General features: G+C 51.2%; 14 protein-coding genes. 5 read left to right on the forward strand and 9 right to left on the reverse strand.

Going from position 1 to position 16707, the window contains the following annotated elements; translation table 11 throughout:
* The first annotated feature begins 100 nt into the window (after positions 1-100).
* Together V7028_RS11590 and V7028_RS11595 are read left to right on the forward strand one after the other, a co-directional pair.
* Entirely contained in the window at positions 101-682 is a 582-nt protein-coding gene (locus V7028_RS11590; protein ID WP_334120241.1) for a sigma-70 family RNA polymerase sigma factor, read from the forward strand.
* Positions 679-1314 carry a DUF1109 domain-containing protein gene (locus V7028_RS11595; RefSeq protein ID WP_334120242.1) on the forward strand — a complete coding sequence of 212 codons (636 nt, stop codon included), beginning with the start codon at positions 679-681 and terminating at the stop codon, positions 1312-1314. Before V7028_RS11590 ends, V7028_RS11595 begins: the two co-directional genes overlap by 4 nt.
* Position 1315: 1 nt before the next feature.
* Here V7028_RS11595 and V7028_RS11600 read toward each other — a convergent pair whose 3' ends face one another.
* From V7028_RS11600 to V7028_RS11635, 8 genes are all read right to left on the reverse strand, one after another.
* Positions 1316-1972: a 2OG-Fe(II) oxygenase gene (locus V7028_RS11600; protein WP_334120243.1), complete on the reverse strand. Its 657-nt coding sequence runs from the start codon at positions 1970-1972 to the stop codon at positions 1316-1318.
* A gap of 59 nt (positions 1973-2031) precedes the next feature.
* Entirely contained in the window at positions 2032-2943 is a 912-nt protein-coding gene (locus V7028_RS11605; RefSeq protein ID WP_334120244.1) for a chemotaxis protein, read from the reverse strand.
* Positions 2944-3088: 145 nt separating this feature from the next.
* On the reverse strand, positions 3089-3766 hold the full coding sequence (locus V7028_RS11610) for a hypothetical protein (protein WP_334120245.1): 678 nt from the start codon (positions 3764-3766) through the stop codon (positions 3089-3091).
* Between the two features lie 113 nt (positions 3767-3879).
* Positions 3880-4866, reverse strand: a complete 987-nt coding sequence (locus V7028_RS11615; protein WP_334120246.1) for a succinylglutamate desuccinylase/aspartoacylase domain-containing protein — start codon at positions 4864-4866, stop codon at positions 3880-3882.
* Positions 4867-4995: 129 nt separating this feature from the next.
* Positions 4996-7362 (reverse strand): efflux RND transporter permease subunit, encoded by a 2367-nt coding sequence (locus tag V7028_RS11620; protein WP_334120247.1) that lies wholly within the window; start codon positions 7360-7362, stop codon positions 4996-4998.
* A gap of 14 nt (positions 7363-7376) precedes the next feature.
* The gene (locus tag V7028_RS11625) at positions 7377-8537 is read right to left on the reverse strand and encodes a WD40/YVTN/BNR-like repeat-containing protein (protein WP_334120248.1); all 1161 of its coding nucleotides are present in this window, start codon (positions 8535-8537) and stop codon (positions 7377-7379) included.
* A gap of 110 nt (positions 8538-8647) precedes the next feature.
* Positions 8648-9991, reverse strand: coding sequence for a DUF1329 domain-containing protein (locus V7028_RS11630; protein ID WP_334120249.1), 1344 nt, complete (start codon positions 9989-9991; stop codon positions 8648-8650).
* A 55-nt stretch (positions 9992-10046) separates the two neighbouring features.
* A complete protein-coding gene (locus V7028_RS11635) occupies positions 10047-12029 on the reverse strand; it encodes a DUF1302 domain-containing protein (protein WP_334120250.1) in 1983 nt (660 codons plus the stop codon).
* Between the two features lie 281 nt (positions 12030-12310).
* Here V7028_RS11635 and V7028_RS11640 point away from each other — a divergent pair, with 281 nt between their 5' ends.
* A complete protein-coding gene (locus tag V7028_RS11640) occupies positions 12311-13195 on the forward strand; it encodes a methylated-DNA--[protein]-cysteine S-methyltransferase (RefSeq protein ID WP_334120251.1) in 885 nt (294 codons plus the stop codon).
* A 13-nt stretch (positions 13196-13208) separates the two neighbouring features.
* Here the strand turns inward: V7028_RS11640 and V7028_RS11645 are convergent, their stop codons facing one another.
* Positions 13209-14270, reverse strand: a complete 1062-nt coding sequence (locus V7028_RS11645; protein WP_334120252.1) for an SDR family oxidoreductase — start codon at positions 14268-14270, stop codon at positions 13209-13211.
* An 88-nt stretch (positions 14271-14358) separates the two neighbouring features.
* Between V7028_RS11645 and V7028_RS11650 the strand changes: the two genes are divergently transcribed.
* Positions 14359-15279: an alpha/beta hydrolase gene (locus V7028_RS11650; RefSeq protein ID WP_334120253.1), complete on the forward strand. Its 921-nt coding sequence runs from the start codon at positions 14359-14361 to the stop codon at positions 15277-15279.
* 205 nt (positions 15280-15484) lie between these two features.
* Positions 15485-16651: a serine hydrolase domain-containing protein gene (locus V7028_RS11655; RefSeq protein WP_334120254.1), complete on the forward strand. Its 1167-nt coding sequence runs from the start codon at positions 15485-15487 to the stop codon at positions 16649-16651.
* Positions 16652-16707 lie beyond the last annotated feature (56 nt).

Below are 16707 nucleotides of genomic sequence, written 5' to 3' on the forward strand. Positions count from 1 at the left end.
TCCAGATGGTCAGGCATTGATGCCCTGCGTCCCACACCCGACATTACAATTGAACTGTGTTAGTGTCATGAAACAATTAAAAAAATGCTCTTGTAACCGAATGGCCCTCCCCAACGAATCCAATTATGCGCGCCCCCTTGACGAGTTTGAGTTAACCCTCAAACCGATGTGGTTGCGTGCGCAGGCAGGCGATGCTTTGGCGTATCGAGATTCGCTTGCGAAAATTGCCCAGCGTTTGAGGCGGTTTTATGGTCGCCGTTTACAAGCCTTGCCCGACGAGGTGGAAGATTTGGTGCAGGAAACTTTGTTGGCTTTGCATGTACAACGCGGTACTTACGACGACACCCTGCCGGTCAGCAGTTGGGTGTTCGCAATTGCGCGGCACAAACTGGTCGATTTGTGGCGTCGGCGCGGAAGGCGTGACAACCTGAATGATTCGCTGGACGATTTGGCTGAAGACCAACACCCACTGGTGCAGGAAGAGCTGCCATCCAGACGTGATTTGGCTGTGTTGCTTGAGCAGTTGTCAGAATCACAAAGGAAGGCCATTTTGCTGACAAAAATTGAAGGGCTGTCAATGATCGAAGCGTCGGAAAGAAGTGGCGTGTCCGTGGCGGCATTGAAAGTGCAGGTGCACAGAGGCCTGAAACAATTGGCCTCACTTGCCAGGAGTAACTCATGAAGACAGATGAACTGATCACATTGCTTGCCAATCAGGCTGGCCCTGCGCCGAAGGCGCTGGCGGTCAAACGCCTGCTGCCCGCTGGCATGGCTGGTGGCCTGTTGGCGACCGCGCTGGTTGTCGGTGGTTTGGGCTTCATTCCCGACACGATGTTCGCAGAACCAGGCCCATGGATCAAATTGGCCTATGCCGGTGCGCTGGCGCTTGCAACTGCATGGCTGCTTTCCCGGGTCGGCAGACCTGGCGCGTCGGGTAAAACAGCAGCAGCAACGGTTGCTGGCATTGTCTTGATCATGTTGTTGGTTGGCTTTTTTTCCTACATCAGCACCGAAGAATCGGAGCGCGCTGCTGCGCTCATGGGGCATTCGTGGCTGTTGTGCCCCTGGACAATTCTGCTCTTGTCCATTCCCGTCATGACGGGATCGTTCTGGGCCATGAAAGGTTTGGCACCCACCAATCTGCAGCTTGCAGGTGCGGCCTGCGGACTTTTCTCAGGCGCGGTGGCTGCAATGGCTTATGCATTTGCCTGCACAGAACCCTCAGCCCCATTCATTGCCACCTGGTATACATTGGGCATTGCATTGTGCGGTGGGGTTGGCGCGGTGTTGGGCCCCCGGGTTTTGAATTGGTAACTCAGGCAGGTGGATCTACTCGCCCAGTATTGGATGTGTTGACCCGGTACCAGCCCGCAATGCTGTAGCGGTCACGCAGAGCCGGCAACACCTCGTGCGGAAAATCCTCACTCAGAAAAACCGCCAGGGTGCCCGCATTTGGGCTTACCTTGCACAACACGGTGCCGGGGGCAGTGTCCGAATACAACACCATTTCGCCACCATCAGCACACACCCACGCCGGGTTCAAATACAGCACCACTGACAATACCCGGTTGGCCTGCCCCTTGAATGCATCCACATGCGTTTTATAGAACGCACCCGGCGCGTAATGCGCAAAATGCGATTCAAACGAAAACAGACCCAGCATCAGGGATCGATTCAAGTGCCGCTGCAATTGCGCACTGAATGCAAGCCATTGGCCCTGCGCACCCTCAGTGCTTTCAATCCAGGAAATTGCGTCGCGCCGAATGCTTGCGTTGGCAACATGCTGCTGTGCACGCCCCACGCCCGCCGGCTTCAGCTGACCGGCACCCAGCGTGCGCATGTCGCGCAGCAAGCCATCGATCCATTCTTGGGGCAAAGCTTTGTCTTGAATGCTGTAACCATGCTCACGCAAATCATTTGCGATTGCGTCGAACAGCACAGTAAAACAGGGAAATGATTGGATAGAACTCATCACGCAAAATGGCGCCACATCAACAAAATCGAAGTGTAGCGCTTTCCTTGTGTGCTGGCTCAAGCGTGGGTCAGAAGCTGTCCAATTGCATTGGACAGTGAAGTGGAATCAAACTTCTTAACATAAATATTCACACCCGCCTCAATGCCCCGGCGTGCATTTTCTTCGGAAGTCAGGGACGAATACATGATGATTGGAATGTCCTTGAAGCGCGGATCGCCCTTGAGCTTTCGGGTCAAGGTACAACCGTCCATAATCGGCATTTCCTCATCCACCAACACCAGTGATACCCGCTCTTGAATGGCGATATCGCCCAGTTCCGCACTCGAAGCCATGGCCAACAGCTTCTGCTCAGCCTCCACGCCATTCACGGCGTGGCTGTGCTGCAGGCCCATGGTGTCCAGTACCTCGCTGATTTTTCGGCGTGCAACAATGGAATCATCCACAAAGAACACTGGCCCAGCTTGATTTAGCTCAAATCCGGTGGCTATGTCCGCGGCCTCTTTCTCGGGCAATACGCGCTGGCAAACACTTTCAATGTCTACCAGCGACACAAGACTGCCATCAGCCAGCATCACCACGCCAAACACAGAGTCCTGTTCGGAATCATATCGTTGTGGTGGTTTTACGTCTGACCAAGGCACCCGGATAATTTTATCCACATCAGTGACCGCAAACGCCACAGATCTGGAAGCAAATTCGGAAATGATCATTTTCGTGTTGGGCGCACCGGTGGACATGCCGATCGCATCGCCCAAAGACACCACAGGCAACACTTGGCCGCGAAGGGAAATAACACCGTTCATGGCGCCCTGTTGCCCCGGAATCTGTGTAACTTGGCTGATTTCCGTCACTTCACGGATCTTGAATACATTCAAGCCAAAGGTTTCTTGCCCACCCAGGGAGAACAAGAGGATCTCAATCATCTCGGTTGAAGATTCACCTGGATTACGTTCGTTGTTGTAGTTCATGTGTGCACTGACCATTGACTTGGAATCAACCTTCATTTTGAGGCAAGGTCAAGTAGATCAAATGCTCGGGAAGGCGGCATAAAAGGGTTCTTTTTCACCGTCTTTGAGAAGAAAAAGTTGAAAACCACCCCAGGCAGGTTGCCAACTAATTTACAGAGCTTGGCATCACGGGTTCAAGCCAAGACGTGGAGAAAGAACCAATCGGCTGAATAAATGAATCCAGCAAACCATTGATCACTGCAATTGAGTCTGCGTAATAATCTGTGCCCAATAAAGGTTCAGTTGTAGGATCCAGCACATTGGCAAACTGATCCTGCGATGTTTCTGCTTCAGCAACTGCCTGCTCTATGAAATCAAGCAATGAGAAAGCCTCGTTACCAGGTTCCGGCAATTCAGCCAAAGAAGCGAGATCCGGCTCCGCATCGGATTCAAAGCCCTGAAGGGTTTGCAGATCGGCTGAATCGAGAGTGCCATCATCGAACATAGATATCATGTCCTTGGTGGCGGACAAATCCTGAACAGAATCAAACGCCACCAATTCGTCCAAAATGAGTTGTTGCGGCACACTGGCAAAGGGTGTTGCGTTGCCTGAATCAAAAACGGCCCTTTCCAACAAGGAGCTTGCGGATTCGCCGCTCGCCTGAAGAGCCTCTCGATTGCCCTGCTTCAAGTATGGATCCTCGATGTTCAGCGCAATATCAGGGTTGGCAATTGAGTGGTGCAAGCTCAGTGAGCTGTACGAGTGCGCGGTCGCACCACCCAGCAAGGCGACGGCCTGGGTTGTTCGATCTGGGTTGTAAATGTTCCGGGAAAAACCGCTCATTGTTGTTTTATAACCCTTGACAAGGTAATTTATTAAAACAAAAACGACACATTCCCTCAATCCGAAAAATGATATATTTCAATCACTTATTTGTAGTCATTTGATGCGGTTTATTAGGAAAAATTACCTGTTTTTCCGACTGCATTCGACACCGCGATGTAAAACCACTCTTGCCCAGCCTGCGACAGGGTATTGGGAAACACAATAAAACCGTCTCGACTGGCACGTACCTCATCCCCGTTTTGGCGAATGCCAATCAACTCGCCTTTTCGAACAGAATCAAAACTTGACCATGGTCGAACAAACTGGTCATCTACGTGATTCTTGTCATTGACCTCAACCAAACTGAGATGCTGGTATTCACCCACGGGCGCTACGCCATCACCTGCCACCAGATCCAAATGAACCAGTGTGTTGTTGATGGCCTGATAGGCCACCAAAGGACCACCCGGGTCGTCGTGTTGACCGCACTCCAGGGTCACTGCGTAACCACCGTTTGCCCGCATGCATTCCGTGGTGCCCATACCATAACGGGGGTCAGTATTTAAACCCTCACCTGATCCGCCTGTGGCTTTCAGGTAGGCCACGCGATTTGCCACCCCTTTGGCATAGGTGTCCAGCCAACCGTCGACAAAACGGCTCACACCCAATCGCAAAGCGAGGCTTCGCTCAGCATCTTCATGCCTGAACGACTCAAGTTTAGTGTCATTGTTCTTCGGGCCAAACAAGGCAAAAGGCACATCACCCCTCTGAAAACTGTGAATGTCCAGCAACACATCGTGCGCAGCCAGCAGGGGGCAAAGCCAGTTGGCAACATAGTCCTCAAAATCAACCGGGTTGCTTGCTGGCGTCAAATTGCGGTTCAAATTCCTGTCGCCATTACGCTGCTTTCGATTGTAAGCAAGCGGATTGGCAATGGGCACAAAAGTGACCTGTCCGTTCTGAAGCAGGCGTTCGCCCGACTCAAACTCAGCCATCATTCTCAAGATCGCTTTGCTGCCCGACACCTCATTGCCATGCACCGCACCAAGCACAATTAATTTGAGGCCAGGTTTCAGGGCAGTGAACGTGACTGACCTGAACTGCAAAGGGTGTGGCATCGGAGGGAGTGCTGGAAACTGCATGGCAGAAAATGGCAAGTGAAAACGATTCAAGGAGATTACCACAAACACACGCATGCAAAAAAAGGGCAGCCGAAGCCGCCCTTGAGTTCGTGACACTACAACTTATTATCGGCCGGGCGCTTCAACTGAAGGACCAAACCGTTTCTTCACCGCACCGAAAGCAAACAACCGCACCAATGCAGGAATCAAGATGACCGCACCCACCATGTTCCACAAGAACATGAAAGCCAGCAACATGCCCATGTCAGCCTGAAACTTGATGGCCGAAAATGCCCAAGTGAACACACCCAGCGCCAGAGTCACTGCGGTCAACGCAACCGCAACACCCGTTGAACGCAAGGTTTCAAAGTAAGCATCCTTGAAGTTCAAGCCTTTGGCCAGGAAGCTTTCCAGGCGATTGTAGATATAAATACCGTAATCCACACCAATACCCACGCCCAATGCGATTACCGGCAAAGTGGCAACCTTGATCCCCAGGTTCAACTGAACCATGATGACCTTGCAGAGCACTTCGGTGATGAACAAGGGGATCATGATCGCCAGCATCACACGGAAGCTCTTGAATTCCCACCACACCAACGCACCCACAATGCCATACACCAACAGCAACATGGTTCTTTGGGCCTGCTCAACCACAATGTTGGTGGCCGCTTCAATGCCGCTATTGCCCGCAGCAAGAATGAACTTCGCATCGGCAGAATCATTCTCTGCTGCAAACTCCTGCACCTTGGCCACCACACGTTCCAGTGTTTCTGCCTTGTGATCAGACAGGAACAAAATAACCGGGGTCATGGAACATTCCGAATTGTACAGCGTGGTCGGAATATTTTTATGTGCCCCATTGGAAATGAAACGATCGCGGGAAATCGCCAGCCACTTGGGGTTGCCGCCGTTGAAACCCGCAATGATGTTTTTCATGATTGTGAACAGGGAAACCGTGCCTTCCACACCTTCAAGGTTTTCCATTTCCCACTGAAAACGGTCCACCGCCGAAGCCACTGGATACGCGCCGCATTCGCCTGCGGGTGTTTCCACCATCACCACAAACACATCGGAACTGGTCGAATAGTTCTGTACCAGAAACTTCACGTCCTGGTTGTAACGTGAATCGGGTCGAAGCTCTGGTGCCCCCGGATCCAGATCACCAATCTTGATGCCCGCTGAAGCGTACAGACCAGCCACAAGAATCAAGGCAGCCGCGGCACTTACACCGTAAGCAACTTTCTTCTCTGTCAAACGCGACAACAAATGCGACACGGTGTGCTTGCTTGCTTCCTGCTTGGCAACCTGCTTCAAGCCACGCACGCTGACATCGGTGTAGCTCATCAACACCGGCAGCAGGAACATTTTGGTGAAAATGATCACCGCCACACCAATCGAGGCGCTAATAGCCAACTCACGAATCACACCGATCTCGATCACCAGCAAAGTGGAGAAACCCACTGCATCGGCCAGCAACGCCACAGAACCTGGAATAAACAAAAGGTGAAATGTTGCTTTCGCAGCATCAATCTTGTTCGCACCGTGAAAACGTTCCGAAGCCATGGTCCGCACGTTCTGAATGGCATGGCTCACGCCGATCGCGAACGTCAGAAACGGAACCAGAATTGAATAGGGATCGAGACCAAAACCGAGCAAACTGACCGAACCCAGGTGCCAGATCACCGCCAGAGAACAGCAGAAAATGGTGGCTGCCGTACTTTTCCAGCAACGGGAGTACCACAACAACAAAATAACTGTCAGCACAAAAGTAATGGCAAAAAAACCACCAATTGCTTTTGCACCGTCGATCAGGTCACCCACCACTTTCGCAAAACCAGTGATGTGAATCGAAATGTCGTCGCTTTGATATTTGTCTCGAACCACCTCTTCAATTTGCGCCGAAAGCTTTCCGTAGCTCAACTTCTCGCCCGTGTCGGGATCCACCTCAAGAAGCGGGGCAAGAATGATTGCCGAACGCTGATCATTGGACACCAATGAACCAATCCGGCCCGACCGCTCCACATTGGCTTTCACCCCTTCAATCTGGTCAGGTGAACCCGAGAAGCCCTGACCGATCACGGGCCCCATGCGCAGACCCTCTTCGGTTACCTGCCGCCACATCACGTTCGGTGTCCAGATCGAACTCAAATTGCCGCGATCAACACCCGGAATGTAAAACACCTCGTCTGTGATCAAGCGAAGTTTTTCTAGAAATTCCGCTTCATAAATTGTCCCGCTCTTGTTGTGCACAGCGATGCGCAACACGTTGCCCAACGGACGCAACTCATTCTCGTAATTCAGGTAATTTGCAATGAAAGGGTGTGTAACTGGCACCATTTTCTGAAACGACGCATCTGGGCGAAGCTGGACCGCGTGGTATGCAAAAAACACCGACAACACCGCGAACACTGCAATTACAAGCTTGCGATGACCAAACAAGATCGACTCAAAAAAGCTCTCAACCTTGCCCAATTCTTCTTGATTACTCATGACAATTCATCCAGTTAACGTGGCAGATCAAGGGTTCGCGGGCCGTTTTGACCGCTCAACACCAATGTTTTGTTCACTTGGGCCATACCGGTCACTGGTTTGCCCTCAGCACTTGACACCATTTTCAACACGGTGCCACTTTCATCAGTCGACACCAAGCGGCCTTTCTGATCGACAAACAACACCACCTTGTCCACGGTCAAACCCTGAACAAAACTTTCCTTGCTGGGGCTGTTCAGCTTCCACCATTGCGTGGCACCTGCACCCAGACGATACACATTGCCGCCAAATCCATAAGCAAACACAATCGGCTCTCCTGCCGCATTGCGCATCACGGCCGTGCCATAAAAGTGGCCGATATAACCCGTATCCATTCGTTCCCAAGTGGCACCGAAATCATTGGACCGGTAAATGCGACCAGCCTCGCCAGAAATCAGCAACAACCCCGTTTCGTCGCCATACAAACCGTTGTAATGCCTGAAATCCGGGTTATTCAAACGATCTGCGATCAAAGTCCAGTTGACACCACCGTCCCCAGTTTCAAAAATCTGCCCATAACTGCCCACCACCCAACCGGTGTTGGCATCTTTGAACCACACATCCAACATGGGGCGGGCCGGGCCAAAACGCGCTCCCGCCTCAGCATCTTCGAATGCGAAGGTTGCAGCTTCTAGCGCTTCATTCATCTTGTCTTGCTCAGCTGCGCTGGCCGCGTCATATCGACGCTGGATGTCATCCATTTTTTTCTTGGCAGCGGCAACAACCTGCTCATTGGCCTTGATACCATCAAACACTTTGATCCAAGTGGCACCCGCGTCCGTGGACTTCAACACCACACCATCGTGACCAACCACAAATGCCAGCGTCTCATTCACAAACACAACGCCCGTCAGGTTTACAGACACTGGCACCTTGGCCTGGGTCCACACCTTGCCTTCACCGTCTTTTACACCTTGTGCAGCGTCTGTCACAGCGAAATCACGCTTCAACACAATGCCGCGTTCACCCACCATCAACACATTCGTACCCAAAGAAGTCACATTCAGGGCCAGCGCTTTCGCAGCCTTCGGCGCCTGCATGGCGGGCAAATCCAGTGGGTCCTTCAACGCGTAACTGAACTGGCTCACACACAAACCCAGTGCAAACAATCCAACACGCAACAGTGGCTTACTCATGCCATCTCCAATTTAAAAAAACCCAGGGAATTTAATTTCCCTGGGCTGAATACAATTCCAGATTTGAAAAAGCATACGGCAAGCAACCTCGCTTGCCGTATGGCTGATCATTACCTGCCCATGCGGCGCAAAGCAGCAGTAGAAAAATCAGCTGTTGTGTACTTCTTGCCAAATTCGATAGGCTTCTCTTCGTTGGTCAATGCGTTAACCAGGTAACGGCGAGCCTGCAGGTCATAAATCACCTCACCGGCGGGGCCGAATGTTGGCGCGTCATACAACTGCACGCCCAACACCTCGCGAACACGCCACAAACCGCCACGCGCATCGTATTGGTCGCCATGCAAAATCGCCCATGAATCCTCATCCACGTAAAACACACGCTTGGAGTAAATATGGCGTGCGCCCGGCTTCAAAGTCCCCTCAACAACCCAAACCCGGTGCAATTCGTAACGCAGGTGATCGGGGTTCATGTGATTCGGCTTCACGATGTCGCCGTACTTCAAAGCTTTGCTGGTCAACTTGTAGTTGTTGTAACCCACGTACATTTCCTTCTTGCCAACCAGCTTCCAGTTGTAGCGGTCCGGTGCACCGTTGTAGGCGTTGAAGTCATCGTTCGTACGCAGGCCGTCCGCACCAATACCCGGTGAATCATAGGCCAGTTCAGGTGCGCGAATTACACGGCGCTGCCCAGGGTTGTATTGCCACGCCAAACGTGGTTCCTTCACTTGATCCAAAGGCTCATGCACCAAAGCCACCTCTCCTGCTGCATTCGCGGGTGCGGTTGTCTGGTTCATGTAGTAGAAAATCCGGTTCGGTTCTGGATCGTCCATGTATGCAGCAAACGAAATGGTTTCGGTTCGTTTGCCCACAGTGAAACTGCCATTGGTTTGTACCGGAAAGTCAGCAGAGTGACGGGTAATTGAGCCGCCCAGATCGCGCATGATGTGGTTCCAGATCACCTGCACACCATCAGTGGGAATCGGGAACGGAACATTCGACTTCTTCAGGTTGACGATACCGTTGCCACCCTCAGCCAGCTTGATATTGGCTGCTTCATCTTTGGCATACTTGTACACATCCGCACGGAAAGCCGCTGTGCGCTGGGTTGGGTACACATTGATCTTGTAGGTGGGGTAGCGCTTCATCATCTCCATCTGCCCCGGCGCCAACTTGTCCTTGTGCTCGGCCATGTTAGCCGCACTGATGGTCAAAATCGGCTTTTCCGAAGCAAACGGATCCAGATAACCTTTGCTTGGGTCAAAACCAGCGGGCGGCTTGCTGATTCCGCCTTTCCATTCCGGAATGGTACCCGCTGCATTGCCTGCTTTTTCTGCGCCCACCGGGGTCAACGATGCGCCCAACTTGGAAAAGTCTGCCGCATGCGCCTGCATTGCCAAACCACTTCCAAGCAAAGCCAGGGACACGGCCAATTGCTTAATCTTGCTAGATTTCATTTAATCAATCTCCTAAAAACAACTTTTGTCAGGCTCATCTTCAAATTTCCACCTTTTACAGGTTGGCGCCCAATACCAAAGAAAGGAAATCCCTGTCTTTGAATGGATCGAAATAAGCCTCATCATTGAACATGCTGTAGTTCACTTCGGCAAAATACTTGGCAGACTGAATTTCAGCCCTCAAACCCAGACCCAAGTTCATGCGGTCCTCAAGAAACACACCATCTGCGGAATAGCCCTTGAAGTCATGCGAGAAAAACAGTCTTGGCTGAAGGGTTACGCCATAAAGCGCATCCGGGTACGTAATTACAGACAACACGCGATAACCAAAAGCAGTTTCAGTCGCATACCCATCCACCACGCAATTGTTCGTATTCGGGTTCACGCTGCGGTCGCAAGTGCCACCGTTATAAGTTTGGTGAGCGCCCGCACCAAAGGCGGGGGAACGACCAAAACGCTCGCTGGTGAACGGATCACCAATTCCACGCCAAATCTGTGCGCCCACCTCAGCCACCAAGGCAACTGAACTGGCTCCCAGACGACGAGGGAACAACTTGATGGTCGAGACCTGCATTTGAATTTTGTCCAAAGGCTTGAAACCATCCAGAACAGACCCTTCAGGGAACTGGTCATTGTCGCCATAGCGCCCCAGTGGCCCATCACCCGTAGCACCACCCTTGATCAAGTCCGCCGTGTTGTAACCTGCCGGGTAATCTTTGGTGTAACTCATTTCACCAAACACAGAGAAGCCGAACAGTTCGGTGGCCGCCGAGAAGCCTGCCACCTGAATATTCTCCTTGCCGTAATCAAAGAAGTAGGACAAGGGATTCACTACGCTTTGCCCACCAGCCTCAAGGCCATTGAAGATAGACCCTTCGTAGTTCGAAGGCGTCTTAACCAAACCCAGGTTCGGGATGCGCTGGTGATAATTCACCACATACGCGCCAAATTCTGTTCCAATTTCACCTGCGTAATAACGGGCTGCCAAACCAACCTGCCCCGTGTCTTTCGCACGGCGATCGGCCAGTTGCGCCATCCTGAAATTCAGATTACCCAAGTCAGTGGGCAATCCGGTTAAACCACCGATCACGCCAGCCAAGCCAGAGGCTCCCGCAACTGTCGATGTGTCAAACGGACTTCCGTTCACCGTTACAGTACCGCCACCCTCAAAGCTTTCGCGGTCGTTGTACCCGGAAAAGTCAATTTCATTGCCACCCACATTCAACACACCCGGGTTGATTGGAGAGCCCTGGAAATTACAGTTCAGCAAGTCTGCGGGCGAGAAATAGGTGCCACATCCGTCAATCACCACCTTCTCGTGATTCAACTGAACAAAAGACTCGATGGAAAGCGCATCAGTCGCCTGAATGTTTCCATAGATCTGGGGCAGGGGAAGAAACACTTCTTTAAGCTGAACGCCCGGCCTGCGAAGCGCAGCAGCGTCAAAGTTCGAATACTGGTTTACACCACCCAACACGAACAAGGCTTCACCCCAGGTTACAACCTGGTTGCCCAACTTTACCGTCAATGGCTTGCCAAAAGGCTCAAAGTCTGCAAAGGCATAGGTATCGAGGAACTGCGCATCCTCAAATTTGGTGCCCTTCTCAAACCCGTTGTCGTTCAAAGGCTCATTGGGGCGATAACCATTTGACGAAGAACCGTGCGGCACCTTGTTGCTGCGATTGTGAAAGTCAGAAAAAGCTTTTGCCCGCAGAAAAACGCCGACATTGTCTTTTTTCAGCTCCAGTTCGCCAACCGCTTTGGCCACCGCATTGATGACATCGCCCTTGTTGAAATTCAGGTTGCCATCGTCCACTGTACCGCTGGAGGCCGTACCGCCGTTGCCGATGAAAACCAGGGATTCGTCAGCGTCTTTGGTACGCATGGAAGCCCCCACCGTCACTTCCATCGCCCAGCGCCCCTCAATGCCTGCAGGACCATCGAAGGAACCCGCAGCAACGGACAAGCCGTGCATTGAAACAAGGGCAGAAGCAATAGCGAATGAAAGCGTGGCATTCTTGGGCAGAAAACCGGCCATGTTTTGTCTCCTCAGGGCCATTGTTGGCCTCTTTAGCTAGTAGCTGGGTAATGAACCTAATGTGTGTAATTTATACCCCTGATACCAAGACACACTCCATTTAGATTCACAAATCGAAGAATACCCACAAGAAATAGAAAAGCACCGTAGAAAACAATGTAACTTGTGAGTAAATTTCAACACTACTTTGCACCCAAGTCGCAAATTCTGCAAGAAACAGATTGCCCCCACACCATGTAAGAATCAGACTGACAAAGTGAATAAGCCTTCAGCACACCACCATGACACAATTTGAAACCGGTTCCCAATACCGCCTGATCGAGCAAGCCATCCGAATCCTCGAAGACAGTGCAATCAATCAAATCAACTCTGCCGACCACTGCGAGCTTCAACTGGCCACGCTTGCTGAGCAACTAAACGTCTCCCCTTTCTACCTGCAAAGGCTGTTCACCAACTGGGCCGGTATCAGCCCGAAACAGTTTTTTCATAGTCTGCAAAAAGACCACGCCAGAAAACTTTTACAAACGGGCCACTCCATCCTCTCTACCTCAATTGAACTCGGCTTCAAAAGCACCAGCAAACTGCATCAATTGATGCTCAAGTTTGAAGCCCTCACCCCAGGTGAAATCAAACAACTCGGCGAAGGTCAAATTTTTACAATCGGCCAAGCCACCAGCCCATTCGGCAACGCCTTTGTTTGTCTTACATCGAAAGGAATCAACAGCCTTGAATTCGAAACCGAAACACTTGGTTACCTGCAATGGAGGGCAGGTATTGCGCAGATCTACCCCAAAGCCCAAATGCAAGAATCGGACGCAACAGCGCACGCAACAATCAAGCAGATTTTTTCAAGCAATTCCCGCAAAGCAAACGTATTCACACTGCGCTTGCGCGGCACACCTTTTCAACTGCAGGTTTGGCAAGCTCTGTTGCACCTGCCACCCGGAAGCCTGTCCAGCTATCAGCAAATCGCCCAACACATTGGCAAACCCAAAGCAAGTCGCGCCGTGGGCAGTGCAATCGCCAAAAACCCGATTGGCTATCTCATTCCATGCCACCGGGTCATTCAAACCACCGGTGAGCTGGGGCAATACCGCTGGAACAGCACACGAAAAAAAGCCCTGCATCTTTGGGAGCAGGGCTTGATCAATCAACAAACAGAATGAACCGGGAAAACAATCAACGCCGCTTCAACAAGCCATCATCAATCATTTGCTGAAAGTGATCACACAACGTTTCAGTCAACGGGCGATACTGCACCCCCAACACATCTTTCGAACGGCTGTTGTCAAAACGCAAAGCGTATCCCACATTCTTCTGAACGAATTCGCGGCTTACACCCGCCGCAATCGGCGCTACCAACTTCACCAAAAACTTGGGCAACTGTCTGGCAGGCAGCGGGTATTCAGGATAACTGGCCCGCAAAACAATCGCCATTTGCAACAAACTTGCCGTGTGCGCACTCAAGATAAATCGTCCTTCTGCCTTCGGATTCAACCCTGCCAAAATATGGGCATTGGCAACTTCACGAACATCGACAATACCGAACTCCAACATTGGCACCCCGGTGCGTTGCCTGCCACTGCCCAAATCCCGCATCACATCAATGCTGGTTGATTGCGTTTGGGTTGTCAGCGAGGGGCCCATCACCAAACTCGGGTTAATCGTTACCAAGTCCCAACGGCTTTGCTCCTGACAAATATCCCAAGCTTTGCGCTCTGCCATTACCTTGGAATATGAATACGGCTGATGCCCTTCACTGCTGGTGTTGTTCCACAATTGCTCCGTGAAAATCCCACCGGGCACCTTCAAAATCTCGATCGCATCGCCGTAAATCGATGCAACCGAACTGGTCAGCACCACACGCTTGACCGACTGCACCGCATTGCACGAATCAAGAACATTCTCCGTTCCCTCCACCGCAGGACGCACCAACGCCGCGTAAGGATCTGTGAATCCACGTATCACAAAAGGCGAAGCCGTATGAATAACAAGCTCGCAACCCTCAATGGCCGCTTTGAAACTGCCTGGTTTGATCAAATCGGCATCAAACAACACCAGCTTGCCGGAAGCGCCCTGCGCAGCCTTCCGCAAATGAGCAACCGAACTCGCCTTGTCTGAATCCCGAACAGTCGCATGAACCGTGAAACCACGCTCCAACAACAATTTAACAATCCAACTGGCAATATAACCAGATGCCCCCGTCACACAAACTGGTTTGCTTGAATCAATCGTTTGCATCTTCCTCACCCCACATTGAAATTGTGTTTTATATTAAGCGTTCATTTTCAATTGCGCATTGTTCGCGCATCGCCCATCAAAACATTCCATGAAATCAACAAAAATTCTGCTCCGCACCCTTAAAATACTGCCCGTGCTTCTACTGGGCGGTTGCTCGGCCCTACAGTTGGTCAATTCACTTTCGAAAATTTACACCGTCGACGTGAAAGAAAACCTGTCCTTTGGCGAACACCCAAAACTGAAATACGATTTGTACCTGCCAGACACCCCCAACCGGGAATTGGCCACCACGCCTGTTATCGTGTTTTTCTACGGCGGCAGCTGGAATCGGGGCGACAAATCCGAATATGAATTTGTGGGTCGACGCCTAGCCTCCATGGGCTACATCACAGCCGTGCCCAACTACCGTCTTTACCCTGAAGTCAAATACCCAGACTTTCTCGAAGATGGCGCAAGAAGCATCGCTCACCTGAAAACCGAACTTGGCAAACAGGAATATCAAAAGTACAAACCCGCAGCAAAATACATCATGATGGGGCACAGCGCAGGTGCATACAACGCAGCCATGCTGGCACTGGATGCCCGCTGGCTCAATGGCGCAGGCTTGTCACACGGCAACTCCATCCAGGGATTAATTGGCCTTGCAGGTGCATACAACATTTATCCCATCAAAGACACGGAAGTAAGGCCGGTGTTCGAGCATCCCAACTACCCACCAAAATCCCAGCCCATTGATTACGTCAAGTTGCCACACCCGCCAACATTGATACTGGCCCCTGAAAAAGACACCCTTGTCAGCGTAGAACGAAACAGCGAAGCGCTTCATCAAGCGCTGCAAGCGGCAGGAAACACATCCACCTTTCAAAGTATCGAAGGCACCGATCACGTCACCTTGGTCGGCACACTGTCACCCCTGCTGTTTTTCAAAGGCAGCACCGCAAAGCCGATAAACCAATTCATCAAAACCCTTCACGACACCAAACAAACAGCCAAGGCCACCACACCTTAGCCATTCATCATAGAGACCTGACCCTAAAATCCGGATTGACCACGGGTTTGCCTTGGAATGATACTTAGAAGTTACACCAATACTTATCACAACGAGACAAACCACTTTTATGTTCAAAAAAACAAATACAGTCCAAGTTCCAAGAAACGTAGTTTCGGTCACACAAATCGACACCAAATCAGAAATCAGTCCATACGACGTCAGCATGACGCGCGACAACGTCGAAGCCATCTGGAATAGCGTAGAAAGCTTTTATCGAACCGGCCTGCAACCAGGCATGAGCATGGTGATCCGCAGGCAAGGTGAAATTGTGCTGAAAAGGTCCATCGGGCATGCGCGGGGCAATCCGCCGCCCAACCACCCCGATCAAGACCTTGATCAAGTACTGATGACACCCGACACCCCGGTCTGCCTGTTCTCTGCATCCAAAGCAATCACCGCAATGCTTGTCCACAAACTACAGGAACAGGGAAAACTCAGCCTCAATGACACAGTAGGAAGCTATATCCCGGAATTCGCCTGCAATGGCAAAGAGAACATCACCATTGCACAAGTCTTGTCCCACCGTGCTGGTGTACCGCAAATCCCGATCTCCAACCCACACCCATCGCTGCTGTTCAAATGGGAAAGCGTGATTGACCTGATTAACTCGGGCTACACCAATCACGGCGATGGAAACCAGCAGGCTTACCATGCGATTGTCGGCGGCTACATTCTCGGCGAAATAATCAAGCGCATCAGCGGAAAGTCTGTTGAACAATGTTTGGAAGAATTTATTGCCAAACCGCTGGGGGCGAAATACCTAAGCTATGGCATTGATAAAAAACACCAGAATTTGGCGGCCTTCAACTATAGCACCGGGGCACTGCCAATGTTCCCAATCAATATTCTTGCAAAACGCGCATTGAATATTGATTTCGAGAAAATTGCCAGCATTTCGAACACCCCCGATTTCATGAACGCCAGCATACCTGCAGGCAACATTTACGGCACAGCCGACGAGGTTAGCCGCTTCTATCAAATGATGCTGGATGGCGGGGAATACAAGGGCAAAAAAATCTTCGAAACAAGCACTATTGCATCAGCGACAAAACCTGTTGGCTCCATCAAATTTGATCAAACACTGATGATTCCAATTCGGTTTTCAGCCGGATTCATGCTGGGGGAAAGCGTCTTTTCCTTGTTCGGCATCAAGGCACGCCAAGCCTATGGACACCTAGGCTTGATTAATATTGTGACCTGGGCAGATCCGGCGCGCGATATCTCTGTTGCTTTTTTGAATACCGGCAAATCGCTCGACCCACGCTCCATTCCGGCACTTGGCAAAGTACTGATTTCGGTTGGGTCGAACTGCAGCGTATTGAACAAATAAAAAAAGTATTTGTAGAAATAAAAAACCCCGCCTCTTTTTGAGAGCGGGGTTTTTAT

Origin of the sequence: Limnobacter sp. (genome assembly GCF_036846585.1) — a bacterium.
Taxonomy (GTDB): domain Bacteria; phylum Pseudomonadota; class Gammaproteobacteria; order Burkholderiales; family Burkholderiaceae_B; genus Limnobacter.